Annotated in this window: 24 protein-coding genes and 1 riboswitch; of the genes, 14 read left to right on the plus strand and 10 right to left on the minus strand. The window is 69.8% G+C overall.

Annotation, left to right across the window (positions count from 1 at the left end; all coding sequences use genetic code 11):
- Positions 1-6: 6 nt before the first annotated feature.
- The gene (locus ACN0TP_RS00625; RefSeq protein WP_417215394.1) at positions 7-1,671 is read left to right on the plus strand and encodes an FAD-binding dehydrogenase; all 1,665 of its coding nucleotides are present in this window, start codon (positions 7-9) and stop codon (positions 1,669-1,671) included.
- A gap of 75 nt (positions 1,672-1,746) precedes the next feature.
- On the opposite strand, the gene ACN0TP_RS00630 is transcribed toward ACN0TP_RS00625, so the two are convergent.
- Positions 1,747-1,965 carry a hypothetical protein gene (locus ACN0TP_RS00630; RefSeq protein ID WP_417215396.1) on the minus strand — a complete coding sequence of 73 codons (219 nt, stop codon included), beginning with the start codon at positions 1,963-1,965 and terminating at the stop codon, positions 1,747-1,749.
- A 115-nt stretch (positions 1,966-2,080) separates the two neighbouring features.
- On the opposite strand from ACN0TP_RS00630, the gene ACN0TP_RS00635 reads away from it, so the two are divergent.
- Positions 2,081-2,710, plus strand: coding sequence for a hypothetical protein (locus ACN0TP_RS00635; RefSeq protein ID WP_417215398.1), 630 nt, complete (start codon positions 2,081-2,083; stop codon positions 2,708-2,710).
- Between the two features lie 22 nt (positions 2,711-2,732).
- Here the strand turns inward: ACN0TP_RS00635 and ACN0TP_RS00640 are convergent, their stop codons facing one another.
- A complete protein-coding gene (locus tag ACN0TP_RS00640; RefSeq protein ID WP_417215399.1) occupies positions 2,733-3,596 on the minus strand; it encodes an inositol monophosphatase family protein in 864 nt (287 codons plus the stop codon).
- A 19-nt stretch (positions 3,597-3,615) separates the two neighbouring features.
- On the minus strand, positions 3,616-4,056 hold the full coding sequence (locus ACN0TP_RS00645) for a pyridoxamine 5'-phosphate oxidase family protein (protein WP_417215401.1): 441 nt from the start codon (positions 4,054-4,056) through the stop codon (positions 3,616-3,618).
- A gap of 82 nt (positions 4,057-4,138) precedes the next feature.
- Between ACN0TP_RS00645 and ACN0TP_RS00650 the strand changes: the two genes are divergently transcribed.
- The gene (locus ACN0TP_RS00650) at positions 4,139-5,308 is read left to right on the plus strand and encodes an App1 family protein (RefSeq protein ID WP_417215403.1); all 1,170 of its coding nucleotides are present in this window, start codon (positions 4,139-4,141) and stop codon (positions 5,306-5,308) included.
- Positions 5,305-5,769 (plus strand): acyl-CoA thioesterase, encoded by a 465-nt coding sequence (locus tag ACN0TP_RS00655; protein WP_417215405.1) that lies wholly within the window; start codon positions 5,305-5,307, stop codon positions 5,767-5,769. The genes ACN0TP_RS00650 and ACN0TP_RS00655 overlap by 4 nt, the downstream gene beginning before the upstream one ends.
- Here ACN0TP_RS00655 and ACN0TP_RS00660 read toward each other — a convergent pair.
- A complete protein-coding gene (locus ACN0TP_RS00660; RefSeq protein WP_417215407.1) occupies positions 5,744-6,211 on the minus strand; it encodes a hypothetical protein in 468 nt (155 codons plus the stop codon). The two genes, ACN0TP_RS00655 and ACN0TP_RS00660, sit on opposite strands and share 26 nt — an antisense overlap.
- 11 nt (positions 6,212-6,222) lie before the next feature.
- Positions 6,223-6,339: riboswitch (SAM riboswitch) on the minus strand.
- Between the two features lie 143 nt (positions 6,340-6,482).
- Here ACN0TP_RS00660 and ACN0TP_RS00665 point away from each other — a divergent pair.
- Positions 6,483-7,349 carry a siderophore-interacting protein gene (locus tag ACN0TP_RS00665; protein WP_417215409.1) on the plus strand — a complete coding sequence of 289 codons (867 nt, stop codon included), beginning with the start codon at positions 6,483-6,485 and terminating at the stop codon, positions 7,347-7,349.
- A gap of 9 nt (positions 7,350-7,358) precedes the next feature.
- Here the strand turns inward: ACN0TP_RS00665 and ACN0TP_RS00670 are convergent, their stop codons facing one another.
- Positions 7,359-8,237, minus strand: a complete 879-nt coding sequence (locus tag ACN0TP_RS00670; RefSeq protein WP_417215411.1) for a DNA-3-methyladenine glycosylase family protein — start codon at positions 8,235-8,237, stop codon at positions 7,359-7,361.
- A gap of 48 nt (positions 8,238-8,285) precedes the next feature.
- Here ACN0TP_RS00670 and ACN0TP_RS00675 point away from each other — a divergent pair, with 48 nt between their 5' ends.
- Genes ACN0TP_RS00675 through ACN0TP_RS00695 form a run of 5 tightly spaced genes read left to right on the plus strand, consistent with a single transcriptional unit; the run spans position 8,286 to position 11,054 of the window.
- The gene (locus ACN0TP_RS00675; RefSeq protein ID WP_417215413.1) at positions 8,286-8,933 is read left to right on the plus strand and encodes a TOPRIM nucleotidyl transferase/hydrolase domain-containing protein; all 648 of its coding nucleotides are present in this window, start codon (positions 8,286-8,288) and stop codon (positions 8,931-8,933) included.
- Positions 8,934-8,983: 50 nt separating this feature from the next.
- A complete protein-coding gene (locus ACN0TP_RS00680; protein ID WP_417215414.1) occupies positions 8,984-9,337 on the plus strand; it encodes an iron chaperone in 354 nt (117 codons plus the stop codon).
- 10 nt (positions 9,338-9,347) lie between these two features.
- Entirely contained in the window at positions 9,348-9,701 is a 354-nt protein-coding gene (locus tag ACN0TP_RS00685) for an SdpI family protein (protein WP_417215416.1), read from the plus strand.
- Positions 9,702-9,753: 52 nt separating this feature from the next.
- Complete coding sequence (locus ACN0TP_RS00690; protein WP_417215418.1) at positions 9,754-10,134, plus strand: ArsR/SmtB family transcription factor; 381 nt, start codon at positions 9,754-9,756, stop codon at positions 10,132-10,134.
- Complete coding sequence (locus ACN0TP_RS00695) at positions 10,131-11,054, plus strand: cation diffusion facilitator family transporter (protein ID WP_417215420.1); 924 nt, start codon at positions 10,131-10,133, stop codon at positions 11,052-11,054. The genes ACN0TP_RS00690 and ACN0TP_RS00695 overlap by 4 nt, the downstream gene beginning before the upstream one ends.
- A gap of 15 nt (positions 11,055-11,069) precedes the next feature.
- On the opposite strand, the gene ACN0TP_RS00700 is transcribed toward ACN0TP_RS00695, so the two are convergent.
- From ACN0TP_RS00700 to ACN0TP_RS00710, 3 genes are read right to left on the minus strand one after another with little or no spacing between them, the layout of a single operon-like run.
- Positions 11,070-14,417, minus strand: coding sequence for an ATP-binding protein (locus ACN0TP_RS00700; RefSeq protein WP_417215422.1), 3,348 nt, complete (start codon positions 14,415-14,417; stop codon positions 11,070-11,072).
- The gene (locus ACN0TP_RS00705) at positions 14,414-15,232 is read right to left on the minus strand and encodes a DUF4194 domain-containing protein (RefSeq protein WP_417215424.1); all 819 of its coding nucleotides are present in this window, start codon (positions 15,230-15,232) and stop codon (positions 14,414-14,416) included. Before ACN0TP_RS00705 ends, ACN0TP_RS00700 begins: the two co-directional genes overlap by 4 nt.
- Positions 15,229-16,686 carry a DUF3375 domain-containing protein gene (locus ACN0TP_RS00710; RefSeq protein ID WP_417215426.1) on the minus strand — a complete coding sequence of 486 codons (1,458 nt, stop codon included), beginning with the start codon at positions 16,684-16,686 and terminating at the stop codon, positions 15,229-15,231. Before ACN0TP_RS00710 ends, ACN0TP_RS00705 begins: the two co-directional genes overlap by 4 nt.
- Before the next feature lie 219 nt (positions 16,687-16,905).
- Between ACN0TP_RS00710 and ACN0TP_RS00715 the strand changes: the two genes are divergently transcribed.
- The 4 genes from ACN0TP_RS00715 (at position 16,906) to ACN0TP_RS00730 (ending at position 23,074) form a co-directional block, all read left to right on the plus strand.
- Positions 16,906-18,960: a caspase family protein gene (locus ACN0TP_RS00715; RefSeq protein ID WP_417215428.1), complete on the plus strand. Its 2,055-nt coding sequence runs from the start codon at positions 16,906-16,908 to the stop codon at positions 18,958-18,960.
- A 34-nt stretch (positions 18,961-18,994) separates the two neighbouring features.
- Positions 18,995-20,644: a hypothetical protein gene (locus tag ACN0TP_RS00720; protein WP_417215430.1), complete on the plus strand. Its 1,650-nt coding sequence runs from the start codon at positions 18,995-18,997 to the stop codon at positions 20,642-20,644.
- 128 nt (positions 20,645-20,772) lie between these two features.
- Positions 20,773-21,555 (plus strand): AfsR/SARP family transcriptional regulator, encoded by a 783-nt coding sequence (locus ACN0TP_RS00725; protein WP_417215432.1) that lies wholly within the window; start codon positions 20,773-20,775, stop codon positions 21,553-21,555.
- Positions 21,556-21,730: 175 nt separating this feature from the next.
- Complete coding sequence (locus tag ACN0TP_RS00730; protein WP_417215433.1) at positions 21,731-23,074, plus strand: polysaccharide deacetylase family protein; 1,344 nt, start codon at positions 21,731-21,733, stop codon at positions 23,072-23,074.
- Here the strand turns inward: ACN0TP_RS00730 and ACN0TP_RS00735 are convergent, their stop codons facing one another.
- Both ACN0TP_RS00735 and ACN0TP_RS00740 read right to left on the minus strand, forming a co-directional pair.
- Positions 23,075-24,079: an aldo/keto reductase gene (locus tag ACN0TP_RS00735; protein WP_417215435.1), complete on the minus strand. Its 1,005-nt coding sequence runs from the start codon at positions 24,077-24,079 to the stop codon at positions 23,075-23,077. It lies immediately after the preceding gene.
- A gap of 112 nt (positions 24,080-24,191) precedes the next feature.
- Positions 24,192-25,094: a dihydrodipicolinate synthase family protein gene (locus ACN0TP_RS00740; RefSeq protein WP_417215437.1), complete on the minus strand. Its 903-nt coding sequence runs from the start codon at positions 25,092-25,094 to the stop codon at positions 24,192-24,194.
- Between the last annotated feature and the right edge of the window lie 50 nt (positions 25,095-25,144).

The following is a 25,144-nucleotide window of genomic DNA, read 5'->3' on the forward strand; positions in this document are numbered from 1 at the left end:
CCCACCATGGGGCACACCACGCAGGAATTCGATGTCATCGTCGTCGGCGCCGGGCTCTCCGGACTGGTGGCGGCCACCGAGGCGACCGATGCCGGACGCCGGGTCCTGCTGATCGACCAGGAACCACAGGCCAACCTCGGCGCGCAGGCCTGGTGGAGCTTCGGCGGCCTGTTCCTGGTCAACAGCCCCGAACAACGCCGGCTGGGAATCCACGACTCGGTGGACCTGGCGCTGCGCGACTGGGCCGACACCGCCGGCTTCGACCGACCCGAGGACCACTGGCCACGCCAATGGGCCGAGGCCTACGTGAACTGGGCGGCCGGCGGAAAACGCGCCTGGCTGCACGGGCTCGGCGTTCGGCTCTTCCCGGTGGTCGGCTGGGCCGAACGCGGCGGCCACGGCGCCAGCGGTCCGGGCAATTCCGTACCGCGCTTCCACATCACCTGGGGCACCGGGCCCGGAATCGTCGAACCCTTCGCGAACAAGGCGCTCGCCGCCGTGGCGTCCGGTGCCCTGACCGTGCGGTGGCGGCACCGCCTCGACGGGCTGCTGCTCGACGCCGGTGCCGTCACCGGGGTGCGCGGTGCAGTCCTGGCCGACTCCACGGCGGCCCGGGGGGAACCCAGCAACCGTGACGAGGTGGGCGGATTCGAGTACCGTGCCCCCGCCGTCGTGCTGTGCACCGGGGGCATCGGCGGCAACCCGGAGAAGGTGCGCGCGGCGTGGCCGGCCCGGCTGGGTTCCCCGCCGGAGAAGATGGTCGCCGGGGTCCCGGCCCATGTGGACGGGCGCGGGCTGGACATCGGGGCCGCGGCCGGCGGGCACCTGGTCAACGGGGACCGGATGTGGCACTACACCGAGGGCATCATCAACCACGGTCCGGTGTGGGACAACCACGGGATCCGGATCCTGCCCGGGCCCAGCTCGTTGTGGCTGGACGCGCTCGGCCGGCGGCTGCCCACGCCGCTGTGGCCGGGCTTCGACACGCTGGGCACGCTGGAGCACCTGCGCACCACCGGGCACGACCATTCATGGTTCATCCTCAACCGGCGGATCATCGGCAAGGAATTCGCGCTGTCGGGCTCCGAACAGAACCCCGACCTGACCGGCAAGGACATCCGCGCGGTCCTGCGCCGCGCCGTGACCGCGGTGCCGGGCCCGGTGCAGGCGTTCCTGGACCGTGGCGAGGACTTCGTGCAGGCGGACACCGTGGCCGCACTGGTGGCGAAGATGAACCGGCTCGCGGGCGCCGACCTGCTCGATCCGGCGGCGATCGAGCGCGAGGTCGCCGCGCGCGACGCCGAGGCGGCGAACGGCTTCAGCAAGGATCCGCAGCAGATGGCCATCCAATCGGCACGCAGCTACGTGGGGGACAAGCTGATCCGCACGGTGGCGCCGCACCGGCTCACGGATACCCAGGCCGGACCGCTGATCGCCGTGCGGCTGCATGTGCTCACCCGCAAGTCACTCGGCGGGCTGGAGACGGACCTGGATTCGAGGGTGCTCGCGCCCGGGGGAGCGCCGGTGCCCGGCCTGTTCGCCGCCGGGGAGGCCGCAGGGTTCGGCGGCGGCGGGGTCCACGGCTACCGGGCGCTGGAGGGGACGTTTTTGGGCGGCTGCCTGTTCAGCGGACGGGCCGCAGGAAGGGCAGCCGCGGCGGACACGCGCTGAACCCCGGGTCCGCGAGGCCGTAGGGGGATCAGGTCCGGTCGCCGTGGTGGCGGCCGGTCCCCTGTCGGGACGGCGTCAGTGCCGCGCCCAGAAGGTCGTGCCCATCGCCACCCCGACCAGGCCGAAGAACACCCCGATGTACAGGGGGTTGAACACCTGGCCCGAAATGATCGACTGCAGGACGGCGAACGCCCCGAACAACAGCACGATGCCGATGCCCGCGACGATGTACTCCACCCCGTGGTGATGATGGTGGGCGTGGGCGACACCTCGTTGATTCATTGCTATACCCATGCTTCGAATGTACGCCCGGGGCAGGGGAAGATCCATAGCTACACTGGACCCGGGGAAGCGGCGCCGTCGGTGCCCACCCCGACCGCCACCGAACCGGAACGACCGAGGGACATCCATGAGCGAGCAGCACCCCAACCAACCGCCCAGCGGCTACCCGTACCCCGGCCAGCCGGGATGGAACCAGCAGCCGCCGGCGGCCACCGGGATGACGAAGGCCGCGATGATCATCGGCATCGTCGCCGTCGCGCTCTCCTTCATTCCAGTCATCGGTTTCGTCTCCTTCATCCTGGGCGCGATCGCCGTGGTGCTGGGCATCATCGCCCTGGTGAAGAAGCTCCCCCGCAAGGGATTCGCGTTGACCGGGCTCATCACCGGGGCCGTGGCGCTGATTGTCTGCGTCGTCTACATCTTCGTGCTCGTCGCCGTGGCCAACGTGGTCAAGGAAGGGGCCGGGAGCACCGCGCAGTACACGTACTCGGTCACCGGTGAGGGCGGCTACACCGTCACCTACCTCACCCAGGACATCGACCAGGTCGCGACCGAGGACATCAAGGGGGGAACGTTCACGAAGGACGTCACCGCGAGCACGCTGCTGGGGCTGGTCACGGCGACGAACGCGAAGGGCAACACCGGGGCGCTCACCTGCAAGGTCACCGACGCGCAGGACAAGGTGGTGTCGACCAACTCCTCGAAGGGGCCGGCCGCCCAGGTCACCTGCCCGGTGGTGGAGGGCATCTCCAAGTAGGGCCCTGAACGGTCGCCTTCGCCTATTTGCTGGCCTGTTTGCGGTGCCCGATGGCGCGGCGGGCCGCCAGCCGCTCCTCGACGATGCGGGTGCTGGTCGAAGCCGCGCCGCCCGGGCCCACCGCGAGGTAGACCGGTGCCTCGTGGACGGGCCGGTCCTCGTCGTCGTACCGGTAGGGGACATAGGTGCCGCCGGAGCGGCGCACCAGCAGGATCCCCGCGGCAACATCCCACGGGTTGGTGTCGAAACCGAACGTGACATCGGTCCAGCCGGCTGCCACGTGGGCCAGGGCCAGGGCCCCGCTGACGGTGCGGCGGACCGTGGCGTAGCGGGTGACCAGGGTGCCGAAGGCCTCGACGGCTGCCGGGCCGTCGATGGCGATGGCCTCGGCGCAGGGGTAGTCGGTCATCAGCGAGGACCGGGTCTCCTCGCTGCGGCCGTGCGGGGCCAACGGCTCGCCGTTGAGCCAGGCGCCCTCGGAGTTGGCCGAGAACACCAGTTCGGCCACCGGGTCGTAGACGACGCCGGCGAGCAGCTCGCCGTCCAGCGCCGCGGCAATGGACACGCAGAAGAACGCCACGCCGTGGGCGAAGTTGCTGGTCCCGTCGATCGGGTCCACGATCCACTCGATGCTCCCGGTGCCCTGGTGTCCGCCCTCCTCCCCGAGGATGCGGCTGTCCGGGCAGGCGGAGAAGAGGTGTTCGGCGAGGGCCGCCTCGCTGGCCCGGTCGTACTCGGTGACCAGGTCGTGGGCATTCTTCTTCTCGGTGGCCTCGGCTCCGGAGCGGAAGGCGCTGCGGAGCATCGGCCCGACCCCGAGGGCCGCCTCGACGGCGATGGTGCGGAGGTGTTCGGCCAGTTGGGGGGTGTTCCGGGAGGTGTCCACCCACCAACCCTAGCGCCCGCTAGTGCTCGTCGAGCTGCTCGGGTTGGCGGCCCAGGATGAAGTGGCGGCCGCTGATGGACGTCGGGGTGATCTCCACCCAGAAGTCCTTCAGCGTCTGGACCCAGGGGTCAACGCCCGAGGCGCGGGCTGCCAGGATCTCCGCGTCCGTCTCCAGCACCCGGGCGGTGCCGTGCACGATCACGGACCAGGCCTCGTCGCTGAGAATGCCGTCGGCTTCGAAGGCGACGTGCGGGTTCACCGTCAGGCCGGCCAGCTTCGATCCTGCGGCGGAGCGCAGGTACAGCTTGCCGTTCGAGACCCCGTGGTTGACCGGGGTGATCCCCGGTTGGCCGTCGAAGGCGGTGGCGATGCGTCCGTGTCGGCTGTTCCCCAACAGGGTCCAGCATTGCCCGTCGTCGAGCACCAGTACCGGTTTGTCCTCTGCGTGGTCGTACATCATGACCCAAGTATTCTACAAAGTGTAGAAAAGGTCGAGGGGTGGGCTGTCGCACCACACTGAGGTGCCGTGAAAGACTGGCGCCATGTCATCACGGAAACCATCGTCGTTGCGACAGCACCTGGGGGTCAGGCTCGAGGATTCCTGGCACGCGTTCCGCGAAGCCAACGGGCGCGGGCGCGGCATGGTCCCGACAGTGCTTCCCTTCCGCGGCTACGGACGCTCGGCCGCCGGAGGAGCCGGCTGGGTGCGCATCCTGGCCCGGATCGTTGTCGCCCGGCCGCGGACCTTCCGCAAGGGGGTGCCGCGCTCGAAGGTCGTGGCCGACAGCGTGCGCGGCTGGCGCAACTTCATCTCCCCACCGATCGCCTTCGCCGAGGTCACCGTCGCCATCGCCGGGGACCGCCACACCGTCCGCGCCGATCGCGGCGGGGTGCTCGATGCCCATATCGAGACCACGCTGGGTCCCGGATGGCACACGGTCACCCTGTCCACCGGCGACTCGGCAGAGGTCACGGCACGCGTCTTCGTGGTGGACGAATCCTGCGAATTCGGGCTGATCTCCGACGTCGACGACACGGTGGTGGTCACCGCCCTTCCACGCCCCCTGCTGGCGGCCTGGAACTCGTTTGTGCTCGACGAACACGCCCGTGTGGCCACCCCCGGGATGGCCGTGATGATGGAACGCGTGCTGCGCGGCCGTCCCGGAGCGCCGGTGCTCTACCTCTCCACCGGGGCCTGGAACGTCGCCCCGACGCTGAGCCGCTTCCTGGCCCGCAACCTCTATCCGGAGGGACCGCTGCTGCTGACCGACTGGGGACCGATCGAGACCGGATCGGCCAGCGGACGCTGGTTCCGATCCGGCTCCCAGCACAAGGTCGACCAGCTGCGCCGGCTGGCCGTCGAATTCCCGCAGATGAAGTGGCTGCTGGTCGGCGACGACGGGCAGCACGATCCCGAGATCTACGCCGGCTTCGCCCAGCGCTACCCGCAGAACGTCAAGGCGATCGTCATCCGCCAGCTGACCCCCTCCGAGGCCGTGCTGGCCGGCGGCCGCTCGCAACGGACCGTGAACTCCACGCCCGGCGTCGAATGGATCTACGCCCCCGACGGTGCCCGCATCCTGGCCGAACTCGAACGGCTCGGGATCGTCTCCGATGAGGAGCAGCACGTGGACCACCAGGAGCGCCGCCGGCTGCGCCAGCAATGGCCGGACGGGCAGCCGGGCAGCGGGGAACGGGGACTGGACGCATGAGCGGGCGCCGACTCCGGGTGGAAGTGCCCATGCGCTGGGGCGACATGGATGCCTATGGCCACATCAACAACGTGAACCTGGTGCGCATGATGGAGGAGGCCCGCATCGCCGGGTTCGGCGTGCCCGGCGGAACCGGCAAACCCGGCAACGATCCGATGGTGGAGCTGTTCTCCGCTGTCCCGGCGAACACCCAGATCCTCGTCGTCGAACACCGGGTGCGCTACGTCTCGCCGTTGGAATACCGCAACGTCCCGGCGGCGGTGGACCTCTGGCTCTCGGCGGTCAAGGCCGCCAGCTTCGATGTCTGCTACGAGTTCCACGATCCCGTGGACGGCGGGGTGTGCGTGCGCGCGTCCACGACCCTGGCCTTCTTCTCGGTGGAGAACCAGCGGTTGCTGCGCCTGCCTCCCGCCGAGCGCGCCAAGCTTGAGGAGTTCATCGGCGAACCGGTGTTCCGGTAACCGCGGCGAAGGCCGCTGCCAGGACGGGATCGTGCACCAGCCGGCACGGTTCCAGCGGGGCGGCTGACAACTCGAGGTAGGCCCGTCCGGCGCGCAGCCGCGGATCGGCCGGCAGGCCCAGCACCCCTGCGGCGGGATGCCAGTGGCACACTGCCGAGCCCACCAGCGGCAGAGTGGTGCCGGCGTCGTGCCCCGGGGCGGGCAGGTGGCAGCGCAGCGCCGCGGCCAGGGTCCCCACTCCGTGGTGGTAACCGGTCCACCGGGTGCCTGAAGGACAAGCCAGCACCAGCGCCTGGGCCGGCGGATCCACCAGCACGGTGACCGGGACCCAGCCGGCGGCATCGGCGAGCAGGCCGGGGTCGGCACCGGCGGCCGGCGGCAGGTGGCCGGGCGCGGCGGAACGACAAGCGGATTCGGTGCGGGTACTGGACGGGTGGCCCATGGGATGCCTTTCGCGTGCTCTTGCCCGGCACCGTGCGTGCCGGACCGCTTCGTCATCCGAACCACCCGTGAAGCATGGGGTTGGTGTGCGGCCGGGTCGGAGCCCGTGCGTGGCCGCAGCTCGTGAAGCTGGAACCAGCCTAGCGGATCCGAGACGCGGGGTAACTTCTTCGCCCATGGCGTACCCGGTTTGCGTTGGCCGTCCACGTGGGATGGGATGGGGAAAAGACCTTTGCCGGGTTGTGCCCGGCACCCGAAGGAGTGATCCGACAATGACCGTCCCCGCAGCCGCCCGGCCGCCGCGCCCGATGGTGGTGCTGGAGGTGGTGACCCGGCGCAAGATCGGCAAGCACATGGTCCGCCTGACCCTGGGCGGGGAGGGCTTCGCCGCCTTCCGCAACAAGGAAGCCACCGACAAGTACGTCAAGCTGCTCTTCGCAGATCCCGCCCTGGGCCTCACCCCGCCCTACGACCTGGAGGAACTGCGCGCCGTGCTGCCGCCCGAGCGGATGCCGGTGCGCCGCACCTACACCGTGCGCAGCGTCAACGAGGCCAACCAGACACTGCAGATCGACTTCGTCGTGCACGGCGAGGACGGCATCGCCGGGCCGTGGGCCAACCACGCCAAGCCAGGGGACCTGGTCTGCTTCTCCGGCCCCGGAGGGATGTACCTCCCGTCCCCGGAGGCCGACTGGCACCTGCTCGCCGGTGACGAATCGGCGCTGCCGGCCATCGCCGCGTCCCTGGAGGCCATGGACCGCTCGGCGGTGGGCGAGGTCTACGTCGAGGTCGCCGAGGAAAAGGACGAGATCAAGTTCAGGGCGCCGAAGGGCATGAACGTGCACTGGCTGCACCGCGGCGGCCCGTTCACCCCGGAGAGCACCAAGCTCGCCGCGGCCGTCATGGCCGGCACCTGGCGCGAGGGCCAGGTGCAGGTCTTCGCCCACGGGGAGCGCGAGATGGTCAAGGCGCTGCGCCGCTACCTTGCCGACGAAAAGGGAGTGGACCGCAAGGCGCTCTCGCTGTCCGCCTACTGGGCGTTCGGCCGGGCCGAGGAGACCTTCCAGGCCGAGAAGCGCGAACCGATTGGGCAGATCTTCCCCGACGAACCGGGCATCCAGGCCGCAGCGCGCGGCTGACGCCGGCGCCTATGCGGCGTAGGCCTCCTGGCTCCACAGGTGGAACAATGCCTGCGCCCGGTAGGGGCGCCACGCCTCGGCGCGGGCTTCGGCCTCCCGGGCGCTGATGCGTCCCAGGGCCCGGCGCAATACCAGGTCCCCGGCGGCGAACGCATCCGGGTCCAGCCGGGCCCTGACGTCCAGGTAGTCGGCGCTCCAGGGGCCGATGCCCGGTAGGGCCAGCAGTTGCCCCCGGGTCAGCGGCAACGCCCCGTCGGCCGCCGGGCCCGCCTCGACGAACGCCCGGGCCACGGCCAGCACCGTCCGGGTCCGTGCGCGGGTCAATCCCACGGCAGCCTGGAGCTCGTCCTCGGGGATGCGGGCGACGACGTCGGCTGGGGGGAAGGTCCGCAGCCCGGGTCCTGCGTCCCCGCCCCAACCGGCCACCAGCCGTCCGGCGAAGGTCCGCATGGCGGCCACCGACACCTGTTGGCCCAGCACTGTCGTCGCCGCCGCCTCGAAGGGATCCGGATAGCCGATCCGGCGCAGGGCAGGTCGCCGGGCCACCAACCGGGCCAGCAGCGGATCGCGGGCGAGGTGGGCATTCACCGGCTCCAGGTCCTCGTCGAGGCCGAACCACCGGCGCACCAGTGCCGCCAGTGCCGGTTCGTCGGCCACGGGGAGCGGGGCGTCGAGGCAGCGGACCAGCACCTGGCCAGGGGTGAACCGCAGGCCCAGTGGCACGACGCGTCCGTGGAGGCGGACAGGCCGGCGGTGTTCGGCCCCGACCCGTTCATCGACCCCCGGGATGGAATGGGCGGCCAACGTGGCCAGGCACAGGTCGGGATCCAACCGCCCGTGTGCCGTGACGCCCATCGACGGTCCGGGGTCCTGCTGCGTCGCGTCCATGGTCAGCGAGTCTAGTTCCCGCGGCCGGTCGCTGGGAGACTGGTCGACATGGGTGTGATGACGGGGTTCCGGGCGGCGGTGGCCGAGGCGGCACACGGCACCGGCGGCAGGGGCACCGCCGCCTGGCGGGACGGCCCCGTACTGCCGCGCAAGGTGGTCCTGGTGGAGGGGACCAGCGACCGGGTGGCCCTGGAGACACTGGCGGCCCGGCGGGGACGCGACCTCGAGGCCGACGGGGTCTGCGTGCTGCCGATGGGCGGAGCCACCGAAGCCGGAAGGTATGTCGGCCTGCTGGGGCCGGCTGGGTTGGACGTCGCCCTGGCGGGCCTCTGCGACGAGGCCGAGGAACGGTTCTTCAGGCGTCCGCTGGAGCGTTTCTGCGGGCGGGGGGAGCTGGACCGCGAGGCCCTGGAGGAGCTCGGGTTCTTCACGTGCAGCGAGGACCTGGAGGATGAGCTGATCCGAGCACTCGGCGTCGACCGGGTCCAGGAGGTGCTGGCGGTCGAGGGGGACCTGCGGGCCTTCCGGATCTTCCAGCGCCAACCGGCGCAGCGGGCCCGGACGGTGCACCGGCAACTGCTGCGTTTCCTGGGCACCATTAGCGGCCGGAAGGAACGCTATGCGCGCTCGCTCACCGCGGCGCTGGACCCGGGGCGGGTTCCGCGGCCGCTGGGCTGCCTGCTGGATCGGTGCTGATGCGGCGCCGGGGCGATGCGCCCCGCGGCTCTCCGGCGTAGGATCGCCGCATGGGTGACGTCGGGACCTATCTGGACACCGTACAGGGGCAGGACCGCCTCGCGCTCGAGCGCGTCTACGCCATCGCCCGGGACGTGGTTCCCGAGGCCGAGGAGGGAACCAGCTACGGCATGGCCGCGCTTCTGTACCGCGGCCAGGGGCTCATCGCCTCGGTGAAGGCCAAGAAGTTCCTCTCGGTCTATCCGTTCAGCGGGAAGGTGATCGCCCGGCACCGCGACCCGCTGGCCGGCGTCGAGACGACGGCGGGAAGCATCCACTATTCGGCGGAGCATCCACTACCCGAGGACCTGCTGCGCGCCATCGTGCAGGCACGCCGGGAGGAGATCGACGCCCGCGCTGGATAAGGTGGAACCCATGTTGATCTCCGTCATCGTCCTGCTGGTTGCCTACGTCGTCATCGCCGTCGTCGTGCTGGGATGTGCCTCCGGGCGCATTGCCCCGAACCAGATCGCCGGCATCCGCACGCCCACGATCACGGCCACCGAGCGGACGTGGCTCGTGGGGCACCAGGCGGCACGGGTCCCCACGCTGATCGGTGTCGCCGCGGGAGCGGCCTGCGCCGTCGTCGTGTTCTTCGTCGACGCGGAGCAGACGAAGTCGCTGTTGACCGGCGTGTCAGTGGCCGTGATGCTGGTGGGGCTGCTCGTGGGTGCCGCGGCCGGAACCAAGGCGGCCCGTACCGTGCTGGCGGAATCCGACCTGCACTGACGCCGGGCGGCCAAGGGTTGGCCGCGGGCCCAACACCGACTATCATCGTTAGATGACGATGATAGCGAAGGTGGCCGAACCAACGACCGCGGACCTGGCACCGGCCGCAGCCTTGTTCCATGGGCTGGCCGATCCCACCCGGCTGCTCATCCTGCGTCATCTGCGCTCGGGAGAGCACAAGGTCAGGGAGCTGACCGAACATCTGGGCCTCGCGCAGAGCACTGTCAGTGCCCACCTGTCCTGCCTGCGCGATTGCGGGCTCGTGGATTCGCGTCCCGTGGGACGGGCCAGCCTGTTCTCGTTGGCCGAAGCCGACGGGCTGGAAGCCATGCTGGTCGCCGCTGAAGCGCTGCTGGCGGCCACCGGCCGGGAGGTGACCCTGGGGGCCCACCATTGGCACGAGTCCCACGGCACCGTAGCGGGGACGCCATGAGCCACGGGCACTCCCACGACCACAGCGGTGGAGCCACCGCGCACCGGCCGCGGTTGGCCATCGCGTTCGGGATCACCGCAGCGATCCTCGTGGCCGAGGTCATCGGCGCCGTCATCACGGGGAGCCTGGCCCTGCTGGTCGACGCAGCCCACATGCTCACCGATGCCGCCGGCCTGCTCATGGCCCTGACCGCCGCCACCCTGATGGGCCGGCCCGCCACCGACCGGCGCACCTGGGGTTTCCGCCGGGCCGAGGTCCTCTCGGCAACCGCCCAGTCGACCCTGCTGCTGGCCGTGGGGCTCTACGCGTTGATCGACGGGATCCGCCGCCTCTTTGCGCCTCCTGAGGTGGCGGCCGGCGGGCTGCTCGTCTTCGGCATCATCGGCCTGCTGGGCAACGTCATCGCCATCGCGGTGCTCAGTTCCGGCCGCGGGGCGAACCTGAACATGCGCGCTGCGTTCCTGGAGGTCCTCAATGACGCCCTCGGGTCCGTGGCCGTCATCGTCGGGGCCATCGTGATCGCCACGACAGGATGGATGCGTGCCGACGCCCTGGCCGCCCTGTTCATCAGCGTGCTGATCCTTCCGCGCGCGTTCAGGCTGTTGCGCGAGACCACGTCGATCCTGCTCGAATCCACACCGCATGGCCTGGACCTGGAGGAGGTGCGTGGACACCTGCTTTCCCACGAACTGGTGCTCTCGGTGCACGATCTGCACGCCTCCCAGATCGCCACCGGCCTGCCGGTGCTCACCGCCCATGTGGTGGTCCGTGACGAGGCGTTCCACGACGGCCGTGCCTCCAGCGTGCTGGATTCCCTGCAGGCCTGCGTGGCCGGCCACTTCGACGTGAGCATTGAGCACTCCACGTTCCAGATCGAGGCGGAGAGCCACTCCGACCACGAGCAGCACTTCCACCCGTAGCCCGCCGGCGGGGCCTCAGCGCAGGATGAAGTCCGTCGCGACCGCGGGGGAGAGGCCGGTCTCCACAAAGCCCGAGACGTTGGACCCGGGGTGCTTGATGATGTCGGTGACCGAGCCCAGGTGCTGGGCCAGGTCGATCTTGTCCTCCGGGGCGGCCAACAGCAGCTGGAAGCCGAACTCCTGCAGCGCGTTGATGCCCGCCGCCGCGTAATCCGAGTTCGCCTGGATGAAGGCCTCGTCGATCATCACCGTCCCGTAGGTCGTGAACCCCTGCAGGGCGAAGCCCAGCTGGTAGGCCAGCGCGGCACCCATGATGAAGGAGGTGAAGCGCTGCCCCTCGCCGCCGGAGAGCGTCCCGGGTTCGAGCCCGTTCTCGACCTCCCCGCCCGGCTTGTGCTCGTTGCAGCTGATCTGCACGTGTTGGCGCACATCCAGGACGGTGTCCCGCCACGCGGCACGCGCTGGGTCGTCCAGGTCATCGACGAGCTTCTCGAGTGCCTTGTAGTTGGCGCTCAACTCGTCGGCGCCACGGGAACCGTAGGCGTTGCCCAGGGCGTCCTTGAGGGCATTGCGGAAGTCCCGCGCCTCGTCGGGGATGACCGTCTTGACCTCCAGGCGCAGGCGCGAACCATGCTCGAAGGGGACATCGGCCAGGATCTGGTTCAGGGGAAGGATGCGTTCGCCAATGCCCCGGCGTTCCTCCTCCAGCAGTTGCAGCAGGTCGGAGAACCGTTCGTAGGAGCGGTTGGAGAAGTACTCGCGGAACTCCTCCTGGCGTTGCGGCAACCCCTCGTCGACGATCGCGCGGTGCAGGGCAACATAGTGCGGGGCGCTGGCAATGCCGGTACCGAAGGAAGCAGACGTGGAGACGCCGAAATCCCGGGTGAACTGGCGGAACGTCTCGGTCAACGACGCCTCGGTGGCGAACACCAGCTCCCTCAGTTCAGCCGTGCGCTCGCCCAGCGCCAATGATGTCGCCGACACCGCGGCGTCGAGCTCGCCCAGCTCGACGACCTCGCCCGCCTCCAGCCGGCGGATCGCCTCGGCCAGCAGGGGCTCCCGGGCGAGCTCGGCCCGCGCCTCCTGGCGGGGGGCGGCCGACGCGCTGGAGCGTTGCGCTGCATCGAGTTGGGAGTTCGCCTGAGTCGCCCGCTGCTCCAGGGACCGGGTCTCGCTGCGCAACACGGCCAACTGCCCGACGGCGGATTCGAGCCCTGCGCGCGCCTCACCCAAGGCGGTGCGCAGCCCGGCCAGGTCGGTGCTGGAGTCCATGGCCTCGGCCAGGCGGGATTCCAGCTCCTGGACCGCAGCTGCCTGCACCGAGGAATCCAGCGCCGAGAAGGGCCGGTCGTCGGTGGACAGCTCGCGGAGCAGGTCCAGCTTGCGGGCCAGGGAATCCTTGGACCGGCTGCGTTCGGCCGCCAGCTCCTCGGCCTCGATCCGGTCCGCCTGGAGGCTGGCAACCTGTGCCTCCAGCTCGGCGATCTTCTCCTCGTTCGTGAAACCCAGCAGGTAATCCGAGGCGGCGATCTCCCGGGTGTCGCGTTCGAAGGCCCCGCGACCCGACTTGATCGTCCCGGCCCGGGAGATGGCCCGCGTTTCGGCGTGCAGGTCGGCATCGGTGTCGACGCACGTGAAATCGTGGTCGGCGGCGATCTTGCGTTGGAGCCACTGCCCGGCGTCGGTCTGCCGGAATTCGAGCTGGGTGACCAGAGCCCTGGGTCCGGCGGCCGCCACGGGGTCGGTGCCGCCGCCGGGGGTGTGGGCCGACATGTCGATCCACCGCAACCTGCCGTACCCTTCGAGCCGGTCGGCGGCCGCCGTCACCTTCTGGAGGTCGGCGCCGCGCACCAGCAGGGTGGTGGCCAGCGAACGCAGTGCCTTCTCGGCTGCCGGACGCCAGGCGGCTGCACCCGGAGCCATGTCCATCAGCTCGCCGGCGAAGGGCAGGTCCTCGGCGGACAGCCCGGTTTCGGAACAGATGCGTCGGCGGGCCGCTGCCGAGAGCCCGTCGATGTTCGATCCCCGGCGGGCGTAGGAGTCGATGTCCTGGCGGAGCTTCTGGGCCTTTTCGCGGGCGTCCATCGAGGCGGCCATCGCCTCGTATTCCAGGGTGCGTGCGTCCTTGGCCACGCCCTGCAGGGTTTCGGCGGTCACTGCCGCCTGGCGGCGGGCCGCCTGCAGGCTGGAGGCGGAGAAGGCCAGCTGCACCCCCGCCTCTTGCATCTGGGCCTTCAGCTTCGAGGCGATGGCCTCCCGCTCGGCGAGTCGTCCGCGGGCCGCCTCGAGTTCGCGCTCCAGGGCCTGGACGGCCTGGCCGCCATGGGAGTCATGCTGCTCCGTCAGGGAGCGGACGCGTTCCTCCAAGGCGGTCTTGGCCTCGGCTGCTGCGTCGATGGCCGCGTGGTTGCCGGTCAGCTCTGCGCTGATCCGCCGGGACTGGCTGCCGAGCAGGTCGGCGGCGAGGTGTTCGCGTAGCAACGGCAGCTGGGTCCTGGCCAGATCGGTGGTCCGGCGCAGCTGCTCGGTGAGTTCCCGGTGGCGTTTGTGCTGTTCGGGGACGAGCTCGAGGGCATCGCGTTGGGCGCGGGCCTCCTCGAGCTGGCGGTGGATCCCGCGCAGGTGCGAGAAGTCCTCCACGGCCCCGGCTGCAGCCTTCAGGGTGGAGGGGACCTCGAGGACCTCGTAGCGGAAGAACTGGTTGACGCCACGATCCAGGCCCTTGCCGTTCTGCAGGGTGCGCAGCAGCGAGAACGCCTTGTCGTTGTCGATGCCCAGCCGGCGGCGGAAGCGCTCGGCAAAGGTGCGGTGCACATCGAACGCCTCGAACCCGGGCAGCGCCTTCACCAGCGAAGTGGGGGAGAAGCGCCGGGAGCCGTGCTCCTCCAGGGCTGCGGTGTCCAGCGGGCCGTCGCCGATGACATAGTGCTTGCCGACCTGGCCCTCGAGTCCCTGGGCGGGCAGGTCGAAGAGGGCGCCGATGCAGGTCTGGGTGCCCAGCCCGTCCTCGAAGGTCAGGGCGATGGCGCTCCAGGTGGCCCCTGGCCGCTGGTACAGGGTCCCGGATTCGGTCTTGAACCGGCGCCCGCGCATGTAGGAGTAGGTGGTCCTGCGGTCCTTGCGCGTGGAGGCCTCATGGGCCGACTCGTTCAACCGGGGCGCCGCATGGAAGATGTGCCCGATCCCGTCGAACAGGGTCGACTTGCCCACGCCGGGGTGGCCGGTGAGCAGGGTGCCGTTGCGGTCCACGTAGAGCTGGTGGCGGCCATGGAAGGTGCCCCAGTTGATGACCTGGATCGAGCACAGCCGCTGCTGGCCCGGGTTGATCGCCTCACCGAAGGGAAGTGTCTGCGAGATGCTCACCGGGCGGCTCCTTCGGTGGTGGTGGTGGAGGGCTCGGCGGCGGGTTCGGCGGCTTCGCCGTCGTCGTCCTCATCTCCTGCCCCGGCGGCCGGTTCCAGGTCGAACGCCGGTTCGGGCGCCCCGTCCGCCGAACGGTCCAGGGACTCCAGGTAGGCGGGGATCTGGTCGATCGAATCGAAGGGCAGCGCCAACGCCAGCGCCCCGGACACCCGGTACTCGTCCTCCAGTTCGGTGGGCAGGATGAGCTTGAGGCTGGCCAGGCGGGCCAGTGAGGAATCGGTGAGCTCCTCGAGCCGCTTGTCGTCCACGGCGCCGGGGTGCCGGTGCTCCTCGAGGATCTCGCGGGCGCCGGCCCGGGAGATGACCGGGTCGGTTCCGGTCCCGGCATGGCGCTCGAGCAGCAGGCGCAGGCGCAGGGCCAGCAGCGTCTCCTCACGACGCAGGGGCTTGCGGGGGACGATCGCCGTGGTGTGGACCGTCTCGGTGGGGACCGGGACGAGCAGGGCGATCTTGCGTTCGGTGTCCAGCTGCAGCCTCAGGAACAGTTCGGCGCCGAAGGCGGAGATCTCCGCCCGGCGGTCCAGGACGAGCTGCCAGAGCCGGGCGTCGGCGGTGCCGTCCAGATAGGGCCCGCGCAGCAACCGGATCAGGGCCTGGCGCAGCGGCAGCGGGAACCGGCCGGTATCTCCCTCGAAGAGCTGCTCCTCGGCCCGGCGCCCCGCGGGCGCACCGGAGGCACCGTCGTCGAACCCGGTTCCGTTCTTCTCGGAGAGGTCAACGTGGGTGGGGTCGGTGTCTTCTTCGATGTGGCTCATGCGGGGTCCTTCGCGAAGGTGATCACGGGCAGGTAGGCGGTGCGGGTCGAGCCGTCGACTTGGGTGAATTCCAACGACTCGAAGGCGGTGGTGTCCACGTCCTGTCCCGACGTCCTGGCGGTTTCGACCAGGTAGCGGATCGAGTTCACGTGTAGGTGCTCCGGCTCGAGCTCGGCGAACACCGTGCCGAGGGTGGCGCGGCCGCCGGCCGTGAGGCGGGCCGCGGAGACTGCTGCGTCGAGCCGGGCCGTGTCCGCTTTCGGGGTGGCAGGGGTGCGGCGGATGTCGGCGCTGGAGACGTCCGGCGGGGCCGCCAGCTTGGGCGGGGCCAGATGTTCCTGGGGGTTGAAGATGCCCAGCCCGGCCAGGGTGGAGAACGCCGGGGCATAGAGCCTGACCGGTGCGACGGCGGTCCGGGCCGCCAGTGCGCTGGATCCTGCAACGGCCAGTTCGGCGGTGCGCACCGCCTTGCGCAGCAGGATCGAATCGCGGAATTCGTCGGACTGGACGTAGGCGTGCAGCGATTCGGAGAGCTTGCCGTAGCTGGAGTGCACCTCGCCTGCCTGGCGGCGCAGTTCGCGCAGCAGGTTGGCCAGCGTATGGCGTTCCTGGGCGCTGAGCCCGTCCACGAAATCGCGTTCGAGGACCTCGTTGACGGCATGGCGGAAGCGGCGCTGGCGTGCCGGGTCGTTGAGGAACTCGGTGAAACCCCGAAAGGTCTCGCCCTCGGCGGTGCTGCGCAGCTGGCGGTCGCCTTCGAGCACACGGCCCACGGCGACTCCCTTGGCAACGGAGGCCTCCATGATCTCCCGGCGGACCTGGTGGAGCATCTGGCGCACGCCATCGCGCATCCGCTTGAAGTCGGCCGGCAGGTTGGCCGCCAGGTCCAACACGCTGCGGGCAGCTGCCACCGCACCTTCGGTGGGCAGGACGGCGGGGCTGGTGCCGGATTCCAGGGCCTCGATGCGCTCGCGGCGTTCGGCGATCTCCGCCTCGAGCTGGCGGATGCGTGCCTGGGGATCCGGATCGGTTTCGTGGGCCAGCGACTCGATGCTGGTCAGCAAGGTGTTCAACCGCGAGGAGTTCAGGTTGGTGCCCGAACCGGAAAAGCCCTCGAGGAAGGTCAACACCCGGGCGGTGTGGGCGGTGGGCTCGTAGACGAAGGACCCGTCGATGAGCGGCCGGGCCAGGTAGCCGGCCCTGACCCAGGCGTCGGCATAGTGCTGGGCCTGCCAGGCGTCATTGAGCGGGGTCCCGACCGCCTTGAGGTGCCGCAGAAACGAATGCAGGGAGGCATGGAAGGCCTCCAGGGTGACGCGGGGCCGTGCCTGGGTGAACTCCGAGCGCAGGAACGCAACCGTCCACGGTGCTGCCGAAAGGAGCTTCCAGGCGGGGGAGGACCTGAATTCCTGCTGGTCGGCCCACGTCGCGGCTGCGGTTTCGGAGGGGTGCACTGGCTGCTCTCGGTCGGGGTGGGACGAAGTGGCGGGCCACTGGCGGGGATCGCACGCGGTGGTCCAGGCCTTCAATTCTAGGGCACCTCCGGATCCGACGACGGCGCGCCGGGGGCCGGGCTACGGGTCATGCCGCGGTAATGCCCGGGTAATTCGGGGAAGGGCAAGATGGGCCGATCACGGGTTGTGCCGAACGGCACGTCGGGGGAAGGAACTTCGATGACGCTCTTGTCCCTGGCCGCCCCGGAGGGGGCCACCGGCACTGACCGGGACCTGCCGCCCACCGCCGATGCACTGCAGGCCCTGCGCCCCCATCTGGTCAACCTCTCCGATGGCCGGTTCTCCACCGGCGGCCAGTTGACGACCGGGCCCCAGGACGTGGACCGGATCTTCGACGCATATCTGCCCGCGTTCGTGCAGGCCCAAGGCGGCCACGACGTGCCGCTGGTCATCTATGCGCACGGCGGACTGGTTTCCGAAGCCGCAGGACTCGCCGGCGCCGCCCGGCTCTGCCCCTGGTGGTTGGACAACGGGGTCTATCCGCTGTTCTTCATCTGGGAGACAGGGCTCTGGGACGCGCTGCGCTCCCTGCTCGGTGGCGGCCCCCGTGACCTGTCGGTACCGCGCGGCTGGTTGGAGGATGGAGCCAACCGGATCATCGAGGTGGCCAGCCGGCCGCTGGGGGAAAAGGTCTGGGGGCAGATGAAGATCGGTGCGGCCCACGCCGTGGCTTCCGACGGCGGTGCGGCCTACGTCGCGGCCCGCCTGGCGCGGTTCACCCGCGAGCACCCGGGAGCCGTCCGGATACACGCCGTCGGGCATTCCGCCGGGTCCATTTTCCATTCCCGGTTCCTTCCGGCCTACCTGGACGCCGGCGGCCAACACGTGGCGTCCCTGGACCTGCTCGCGCCAGCGGTGACGACCGCCGACTTCAGCGACCGCCTGCTCCCGCGCATCGGTGCGGGCCGGGAGATCGAGTCCTTCACACTGTTCGGCATGACCCGCCAGACGGAAGAAGACGACAACGTCGTGGGCATCTACCGGCGGTCGCTGCTGTGCCTGGTGCGGGCCGGGTTCGAGGACGAACCAAACACCCCGTTGCTGGGCCTGCAGGAATCCGTCCAGGCCGACCCGAAGCTGTCCGCCTTGGTGGCCGGTCACGACGGGGCGGCCATCTGGTCGCCGACCAGCGGGGCACCGCCCACCGCATCGAGCGGGGCGACGTCCCATGGCGCCTTTGACGACGACCCGTCGACCCTGGGCTCGGTGATGCGGCGCGTCCTGGGCCGGTCCACCATCATCGAGTACGGGCCATCGAGACCACTTCCACCGGACCCCTCGTCCGCGGCAGCCCTGCCCGCGGATCCGTCGCCCGTGGCCCCGGCACCGCCCGCGCACCCCGAACCGACCGGCGCTCCGGGTGCCGGAGCAAGCAGTGCCGGCCGGCTGGCCCTGTGTGTGGGGCTGAACGAATTCGCTCACCTGCCGCAGTCCAATTGGCTCAACGGCTGCGTCAACGACGCAGAGGAATTCGCCGCCCTGCTGGCCTCCGGCTTCCGTTTCGCGGACAGCGACATCACGGTGCTCGTCAATGCCGAAGCCACCCGGTCCGAGGTCATGGGGCGTCTGCAGGATGCGACGGCACGGTTGCGGTCGGGGGAGCTGGAGCAGCTGGTCTTCACGTTCTCCAGCCACGGCACCCAGGTGCCCGATGACAACCAGGACGAAGAGGACCAGATGGACGAGGCCTTCGTCACCTACGACATGAACCGGAACGGGGACCAATGGGACCCCTCGACGCTCATGGTCGACGACGACTTGCAGCACCTGTTCGACGACCTGCCTCCGGGGGCACGCGTCGACGTCGTCCTGGACACCTGCCATAGCGGTTCGGGGCTGCGCGCCATGGACCTGCTGCCGGGGAGGACCCCGCGCTTTGTGCCGCCACCGACGGCGGCCGGGCTCGAGGTGGCCACTGCCGCCCGATCACGGACCGCCGGCGATCTCTTCAAGACCTCGTCCGCCGGGCGCGGCCCCGTCCTCTTTGCCGCCTGCCGGTCCGACCAGACGGCTGCGGATGCCCACATCAATGGGCGCTACAACGGGGCCTTCAGCCGATATCTCATCGATGGCCTCACCTCCGGGGCCCACCGCAGCAGGTCGGACCTGCTGGCGGCGGTGAGATCGGACCTGCAGGCCGGACGTTTCAACCAGGAGGCCCAACTCGAAGGCTCGTCCTCGGCGCTGGGATCCGCCTGGGGTGCACCGTACTGAGCCGGCCGGCGGCCGGGAAGGGAGAGGTGCCCGCATGGACGGGAACGAGCGCCCCGACCATACCGGTGGTGAGCACCAGGCGGTCACGATCATCGCCGAGGGGCCAACGACCCGGGGCGATGACGGCCTTCCGTTGACGACGCAGGTCAGGATCCCCACCGAGCGCCTCCTCCCCGGCCCTGTCGGCGCACGGCTCGAGGTGGTGGTCCGGGGCCAGGACGGCGATCGGCTGGCACTGGACCTGACCGGTGGAACCGGGTGGCGCCTGGGGGACTGGGCGGCTGGGGGATCTGCTGCACCGTTTGTTTCGGACCCCGGGTTCCTGGCCCAGCATGTGTACGGCGTCGTCAGCGACACTCTCTCGACCTTTGAACGCACCCTCGGGCGCCGGATCAGCTGGTCAGGGGGCAGGCGGTTGGTGGTTGATGCCGATGCCGATATTCCGGCGGCGGAAACCGGGTATCGAAACGCCGACTGCCGCATCGCGCTGGGCCGGCAGGAGGGCATCCCCTTGGCCCTGTACCGTGACCTGCTGGTGCACGAGGTCACCCACGCGGTGCTGGCCGGGTACCGGCCGCGGTGGTCGGATCGCTGGGCGATGCTCGACCAGTTTTCCCTCCACGAGGCACTGGCTGACCTGATGGCCTTGTTGTCGGTCTTTTCCTCCGAGGAGGTCGTCCAACGTCTGATCGAGGTGGCGATGCGGCGGGACGACGGACCGGCAGCCGATGCGGCCGGACGGCTGGACGCCGCCCTCCTGCGCTCCGGGCTCTTCGGGTTGGCCGACGACCTCTTCGGGCGGGGGCGCGGGCTGCGCTCGCCGCTGGCAGCAGCGCCACCGGCCGGCTGGAGGACCTCCCTCGAACCCCATGCGCGGGCCGCCGGCATCGTCCATGCGGTCATGGAGACCGTCCTGCGCCTGTGGAACGACCGGCTGGATGTTCCCGGCGGGCATTCAAATGCCTACCTGGTGGCCAGTGCCGGTGCCGAAGTGGGGCTGCACCTGCGCGGGATGCTCGTCCGGGGCCTGGCCTACATGATTCCGGTGGACGCGGGACCCGAGGACCTGCTGCGCGGCATCCTGGCCGGCGACCAGACCGTCGTCCCGGATGACCCGCGCGGCTACCGCCGCACGCTGGCCGCCTGCTTCGCGGAAGTGGGCGTCCCGGCGGGAGACGACGCCACGTGGATGGGCACCGCCGACCTGGCACGGCTGGAATACGCGTTCGGCAACGGAATGCTCGACGCCGGCCCCGAGGAGATGGTGCGCTTCGTCTGGAACAACTCGGCCCTGACGTCCGCCCTGGCGCTGGACCCCTCACGGGGCCTGGCCATCGACGGCGTGCGCACCAGCACCCGCATCAGCCCCAGCGGATTCGCGGTCACCGAAACGGGGGCGTCACTGGTCCAGGAGTTCGTCGCCGATGCGCCAGAGGCCCGGGCGTTGGGAGTGGCCACCGAATCACCTGTGGCCTTCCGGGGCGGCGCCCTGCTGCGCTTTGACGACGGCGGACGGCTGGTCTTTGCCTCCATCAAGCCGGTCCTGGACATCGACCGCCAACAGGCCAGGCTCGACCAGTTGCGCAGGGAACGCCCCACCGGTGGCGGGGACCCCGGCTCCGCCGGATTCCGGGACCGGATGCTGGCACTGCACGCACGCCGATGGGCAGGCGCCCAACGTTGACCGCGCCCCCGCCGTCACCACCCGGGAGGCATCCCGGGCACGCATTGACGCACCCGTGCCGGGCGAGGAACATGAGCGGCAGATGCGGATGATATGCGGCTGCCACCAGCGGATCGGGGATACGGACCATGCTGCCCCCTGCAGAACGCCGACCCACGGGTCAGTACCGGTTGCAGGTACTCGGCGGATGGCACCTGACCGCCGGAGGGCTGCCGTGCCCCGTCCCCTTGAGATCGCAGCGGCTGATCGCGCTCCTCGCGGTGGCCGGCCCCCTGCCCCGCCCGGTCATTGGTGGCCGCCTCTGGCCCGAGGGCAGTGAAGACCGCGCCTTGGACAGCGTCCGCGTCGCCATCCACCACGTTTGCCGGGATCTGCCGGGGCTCTTGTCCCGGCACGGGGCCAGCGTTGCCCTGTCCACCGAGGTGGAGGTGGACCTGGATCTGGCCCGGGCCGCGCTCTCCGAGGACACGATGCCCGAGAGCCGGCCGGGCATTCTCGATGACCCCGAACTCCTGCCCGGGTGGTACGAGGAGTGGGTCCTGGCGGCGCAAGACAGATTGCGTACCCAGCGGCTGCGCGGCCATACGGGCCGGGCCCAACGACTGCTGGACACCGGCGACCTGCACGGTGCCGTCGAGTGGGCCAGCCGTTCACTGGACCTGGATCCGCTGGACGAGTGGTCATTGGAGGTGCTGGTGCGCGCCCATTGCCGTCTCGGATCCGTCGGCGCCGCACGGCGGGCCATCACGGTCCTGCGTGGGGGCCTCCAGCGGGAGTTCGGCCAATTCTCCTCGCCACTGCTGGAACAACTGGAGCGTTTGGCCACACACCCACCCGTGCCCCGGACCCCGGTGCAAGCCCGGGAACCCGCCGTTGGACGGGCCGACGGCATCCACCCGGGCGGAAGATGAGGCCGCTGGCGCGGAAGGGCCCTGCTGCAGCGGCGGGCACCCGGGCCATCCGAGGTGCCCAAGCGTGTCGTGCTGATCACGCGCAGTCCGGAGACTAGCGTGGAAGAGGACGGACAACCTGTCCTCGAGCGCTGAGGTCAGCAACTGCCATCTACGCATCAAAGGGGTGCCGAACATGACCTCCCAGCAGAAGACCCGATGCACACGAGCGCCGCTGGTCGCAGCGGGACTGGCCCTGGCCCTGGCCTTGGGCGGATGCTCATCGCCGACCGAATCCGGAGACCAGCAGGGTGCCCCCGGGGGCGGATCGTGGGCCGGGCAGGGCCCCTCCGGATCGGTCCAATCCCAGGAACAGGGCCCCACGCAGCAGGAACGCCACGACGCCGGCCTGGCCGCTGCGAAGACCGCCGCCGCCCAATACGACTATGCGCGCGCCTCCCGGGAGCTGAAGGGTTTGGAAGGCGACGATGTCTCCGAACTCTCAGAGACGATCCGCGCCGCGCAGAAGAAGGCGGTCACGTGGAAGGACAACTCGCAGATCTCACATCTGTTCTTCCACTCCCTCATCGTGGACCCGAAACGGGCCTTCGATCCGGGACCGAGCGCGCAGGGCTACGCGGATTACATGGTGACCGTCAAGGAGTTCAAGGCCATCCTGGACTCGCTCTACAGCAAGGGCTACGTGTTGGTGAACCCTCACGACATCGCCCGCAAGAACAAGCAAGGCGACATGGAGTACCGCCCGATCAAGCTTCCGAAGGGCAAAAAGCCGCTGGTCCTCTCCGAGGACGATGTCAGCTACTACGAATACATGAAGGGTGACGGGTTCGCCACCAACCTCGCCCTGGACAAGAACGGCCACGTCACCAACACCTACAAGAAGGCAGACGGCAAGACGGTCCACGGCGCCTACGACATGCCCACCATCGTGGACGACTTCGTCGCGGAGCACCCGGACTTCTCCTACCGGGGATCCAAGGGCATCATCGCCCTGACCGGCTACAACGGGGTCCTGGGCTACCGCACCAGCGACATCGAATACGGGGACGACAAGAAGATCGACCTTCCTGACCAGAAGAAGCAAGCCAAGAAGGTCGCTTCGGCGCTCAAGGACGAGGGATGGGTCTTCGCCTCCCACACCTGGGGCCACGCGAACATGACCGACTCATCGTTGGACCGGATCAAACGGGACTCCAGGAAATGGGACGACGAAGTGCGTCCCCTCATCGGGGACACCGACCTGCTGATCTACCCGTTCGGTGCCGACTTGTCAGGCATCGCCCCGTATTCGGGGGCCAAGTACCAGCTGATGAAGAAGGACGGTTTCGATTTCTACTTCGGCATCGATGCCTCCACCCCGGCCTGGATGCAGCTCACGGACGATTACCTGCGTCAGGCCCGCATCAACGTGGACGGCCTGAGCATGGCAGCCGCGCTGAAGGGCAAGCACCATGTGCTCGGGAAGTTCTTCAACGTCAAGAAGGTCATCGACCCGGCCCGCAAGAAATACGGGAAGTAGTCAGCCCAGCGGCGCGAATTCCTCGGTGTCGATGGTGCGCTGCTGGGCGGCGTTGTAGCGGGCGCCGTGCATGGTGGCGGAGTTGATGATCCCACCGAGCTCCGCGAGCGTGGCCTCGTCGAGCACGACCTCCCCGGCACCGAGGTTCTCGTCCACATGCGCCTGGTTCGTGGTCCCCGGGATGGCATGGACATGTTCGCCCTGGGCCAGCACCCAAGCCAGCGACAGCTGCGCACAGGTGACCCCGAGCCGAGAGGCGATGGCCTCGACCTGGGCCAGCAGCTCCAGGTTGGCCGGATAGTTCTCGGCGGAAAAGCGCGGCATCGAGTGGCGCATGTCCTTCTCGGGCAGTGCCTGGGGGTCGCGCAACGTGCCGGTGAGGAAGGCGCGGCACAGCGGGCTGAACGCCACGAAGGCAGTTCCCAGTTCACGGCAGGCTTCGAGCAGGCCGAGCTCCGAATTCCGGGTGGCCAGCGAATACTCGTTCTGCACTGCGGCGATCGGGTGCTCGGCGGCGGCCCGGCGCAGGGTGGCTGCCGACACCTCCGAGAGGCCGATCGCGCCGATCGCGCCCTCGGCCACGAGATCTCCCAGGGCCCCGACGCTCTCTTCCACGGGGACCTCGGGATCGAGCCGATGCAGGTAGTAGAGGTCGATGTAGTCGGTGCCCAGCCGGTTCAGGGAGGCCTCCGCCTGGGCCCTGAGGGTCTCCGGGCGACCGTCGATGCGCCCGCGTTCACCCGGGGCCATGATCTCCAACCCGCATTTGCTGGCCAGGAAGAACTCATCCCGGCGTTTGCCCAGGGCGGCACCGAGGAGTTCCTCGTTGCAGCCCTTGCCGTACAGGGTCGCCGTATCGAAGTGATCGACGCCGGCGTCCAGGGCGTGCCGCAGCAGCTCAGCGCCGTCCGCGTAGCTGGGGAAGTTTGAATACCCATGGCTGAGGTTCATGCACCCCAAGCCGAGCGGACGCACCATGGTGCCCGCCAAATTGCGCGTTTCCATGCCCCCTTGTCTAGCACGAGTCGCCACGGACTTCGAACCCCACGGCGGCGTGGACGCGATCCCGGGATCCGGATCACACCGACGGGCCTCGACAAGGCGGCCCGAACGGTGCCTACAACGGTTCGGGCAGCTCCCCGAGCAGGCGGGCGAGATCGCGTCGGCTGCTGCCCGGGATGGGCAGCAGCGGCCGACGCGGTTCACCGGAATCGATGCCCGCCGCCCGGGCCAGGGCGTAGAGGTTGCTGAGCTTGCGCAGTCCCGTGAATTCGTGCATCAAGGGGGCAAGCTCATCGCGCAACCGGGCCACTTCGGCGCCCTCACCGGCGACCAGGGCGGACCTCAGGGCCACATAGTGGGCCGGCAGCACGGAGGCGGGCCCCGAGTGCCAGGCGTCGGCCGCGAACCCCGCCTCGGCGATCAGCGCGTCCCCGCTCATCCCGTGGCTGAAGCCCTCGGGGACGCGCGGTGCCAGGGCCTCGTGCCGTTCGATGAAGGTCGCGATGTCGGGCGCCGATTCCTTGACAGCCGTGATGGTCGGCTCGGCGGCGAGTTCGGCGATGAGGTCCAGGGAGAAGTCGAAGTTGGTGGTCCCCGGATTGGAGTAGAGGCAGATCGGGGTCTCGGAGGCGCCGGCGACCAGACGGCATTGGGTCGCGACCTCGTCGTCGTCCAGGGGAACGTAGGAGACCGTGGAGAGCAGCAGCCCGTCAACCCCTGCCGACACGGCGGCTTCCACGTGGCCCATCAGCTCGGTGGTGGACACGGCGCTGACACCTGCGTGGACGGGAAGGGCAGGGTTGGCGGTCCGGACCGCATCGACGGCGGTGGCGATGACTGCGGCGCGTTCGGCGCCATCCAGGTAGGCGAAGCTGCCCGAGGACCCCAACACCGCGATCGCGTCGACTCCCGAGACGGCCAGGGAGGCCAGATGCCTGCGCAGTTCGGCGTGGTCGACCGCTCCGGAGTCGTCGAACGGGGTGACGGGGTAGGCGACCAGGCCGGTGAATGCGCTCATGCGCACACGCTAGCAGCCGGGGCACGGGTTGGTGGGCAGGATGGTGCCCC

The sequence above is a fragment of the Arthrobacter sp. genome (assembly GCF_048266065.1).
In the GTDB taxonomy this organism is placed as follows: Bacteria; Actinomycetota; Actinomycetes; order Actinomycetales; family Micrococcaceae; genus Arthrobacter_H.

Coding starts and splice junctions, on each gene's coding strand:
- ACN0TP_RS00655 (WP_417215405.1), top strand. CDS start 5,305: ATGAGCGGGCGCCGACTCCGGGTGGAAGTGCCCATGCGCTGGGGCGAC.
- ACN0TP_RS00725 (WP_417215432.1), top strand. CDS start 20,773: ATGCTGCCCCCTGCAGAACGCCGACCCACGGGTCAGTACCGGTTGCAG.
- ACN0TP_RS00635 (WP_417215398.1), top strand. CDS start 2,081: ATGAGCGAGCAGCACCCCAACCAACCGCCCAGCGGCTACCCGTACCCC.
- ACN0TP_RS00685 (WP_417215416.1), top strand. CDS start 9,348: ATGTTGATCTCCGTCATCGTCCTGCTGGTTGCCTACGTCGTCATCGCC.
- ACN0TP_RS00740 (WP_417215437.1), bottom strand. CDS start 25,094: ATGAGCGCATTCACCGGCCTGGTCGCCTACCCCGTCACCCCGTTCGAC.
- ACN0TP_RS00630 (WP_417215396.1), bottom strand. CDS start 1,965: ATGGGTATAGCAATGAATCAACGAGGTGTCGCCCACGCCCACCATCAT.
- ACN0TP_RS00690 (WP_417215418.1), top strand. CDS start 9,754: ATGACGATGATAGCGAAGGTGGCCGAACCAACGACCGCGGACCTGGCA.
- ACN0TP_RS00665 (WP_417215409.1), top strand. CDS start 6,483: ATGACCGTCCCCGCAGCCGCCCGGCCGCCGCGCCCGATGGTGGTGCTG.
- ACN0TP_RS00675 (WP_417215413.1), top strand. CDS start 8,286: ATGGGTGTGATGACGGGGTTCCGGGCGGCGGTGGCCGAGGCGGCACAC.
- ACN0TP_RS00730 (WP_417215433.1), top strand. CDS start 21,731: ATGACCTCCCAGCAGAAGACCCGATGCACACGAGCGCCGCTGGTCGCA.
- ACN0TP_RS00735 (WP_417215435.1), bottom strand. CDS start 24,079: ATGGAAACGCGCAATTTGGCGGGCACCATGGTGCGTCCGCTCGGCTTG.
- ACN0TP_RS00715 (WP_417215428.1), top strand. CDS start 16,906: ATGACGCTCTTGTCCCTGGCCGCCCCGGAGGGGGCCACCGGCACTGAC.
- ACN0TP_RS00705 (WP_417215424.1), bottom strand. CDS start 15,232: ATGAGCCACATCGAAGAAGACACCGACCCCACCCACGTTGACCTCTCC.
- ACN0TP_RS00680 (WP_417215414.1), top strand. CDS start 8,984: ATGGGTGACGTCGGGACCTATCTGGACACCGTACAGGGGCAGGACCGC.
- ACN0TP_RS00670 (WP_417215411.1), bottom strand. CDS start 8,237: ATGGACGCGACGCAGCAGGACCCCGGACCGTCGATGGGCGTCACGGCA.
- ACN0TP_RS00625 (WP_417215394.1), top strand. CDS start 7: ATGGGGCACACCACGCAGGAATTCGATGTCATCGTCGTCGGCGCCGGG.
- ACN0TP_RS00660 (WP_417215407.1), bottom strand. CDS start 6,211: ATGGGCCACCCGTCCAGTACCCGCACCGAATCCGCTTGTCGTTCCGCC.
- ACN0TP_RS00645 (WP_417215401.1), bottom strand. CDS start 4,056: ATGATGTACGACCACGCAGAGGACAAACCGGTACTGGTGCTCGACGAC.
- ACN0TP_RS00650 (WP_417215403.1), top strand. CDS start 4,139: ATGTCATCACGGAAACCATCGTCGTTGCGACAGCACCTGGGGGTCAGG.
- ACN0TP_RS00720 (WP_417215430.1), top strand. CDS start 18,995: ATGGACGGGAACGAGCGCCCCGACCATACCGGTGGTGAGCACCAGGCG.
- ACN0TP_RS00695 (WP_417215420.1), top strand. CDS start 10,131: ATGAGCCACGGGCACTCCCACGACCACAGCGGTGGAGCCACCGCGCAC.